Here is a 1,098-nt window from a genome sequence, read left to right as displayed (position 1 = left end):
GCATTATGATGATTGACCGCGAAGAGCGGATTATGCTGTTAAACCCTTCAGCTGAATACATTTTGGGCTTTTCTTCACAGGAGCTATTGGGGAAAAGATATAACGAAGCAAAACAGCAATTTGAGTTTACGAAGCTGATTCAGGAATGTATTGAGACGCGCGAATCGATTCGCGACGAGATGATTTTCTATTATCCAGCCGAGCGCATTCTGGATATTCACTTAAGTCCAATCGCCCATGAAGACGAAGAGTGGTCTGGTGTACTGATCGTGATTCATGATATCACGGCTGTTCGCAGGCTTGAACGGATGAGAAGCGAATTTGTGGCGAATGTATCCCATGAGCTTAAGACGCCGATTGCCGCTGTCAAAGGTTTCGCTGAGACACTGCTGGCAGGGGCGCTGAATGATAAGGAAACGGCGGTATCGTTCCTGCAAATTATTTTTGATGAGAGTGAACGGTTAAATCGGTTGATTGGGGATATTCTTGAACTGTCCAAAATTGAATCCAAGCGGATTCCAATGAATTTTTCGCCGATTTATTTACCAGAGTTTCTGGAAAGATCACTTAATGTTTTAAGAAAAGAAGCTGAGAAAAAGCATATTGAACTGGGATTGCAGGTCGATGAAGATATGTATATCGAAGCTGATGAAGATCGCCTGCGCCAAATTATTATCAACCTTCTCTCCAATGGAATTGCGTACACGCAGGAAGGCGGCAAGGTTAAGCTCCGGATAGAGCCGCTTGATCCGAACAGCGAGGGTGATTATGAACGTCTGCGTTTAATCGTCACTGATACGGGTATGGGGATTCCGAAGAAGGATTTGCCGCGAATTTTTGAACGGTTTTATCGGGTAGACAAAGCTCGTTCGCGAAGTTCAGGTGGAACTGGATTAGGCTTATCCATTGTGAAGCATTTGGTCGAGCTGCATAAAGGGACGATTCGCGTGGATAGCGAGGTCGGAATTGGGACGAGATTTACCATAGAATTGCCAGTCATCCACTAAATTATATGGCGATAATGCAACATTTACATTCACTTTGCAAAATTGTGTTATTATATGGATGTGCAATGTTAATATACTGTAAATACGGGGG

The 1,098-nt window shown here is 43.7% G+C and carries 1 protein-coding gene; it reads left to right on the top strand.

Annotated elements, in window-relative coordinates; genetic code table 11:
• A partial coding sequence (pnpS, locus tag AC1DUA_RS38635; protein WP_477504728.1) for a two-component system histidine kinase PnpS occupies positions 1-1,007 on the top strand: 1,007 nt, incomplete at its 5' end.
• Between the last annotated feature and the right edge of the window lie 91 nt (positions 1,008-1,098).

The organism is Paenibacillus sp. 01T422 (genome assembly GCF_056398785.1).
The sequence above is the reverse complement of the archived record's forward strand: the minus strand, read 5'-3'. Positions and strand labels throughout refer to the sequence as shown.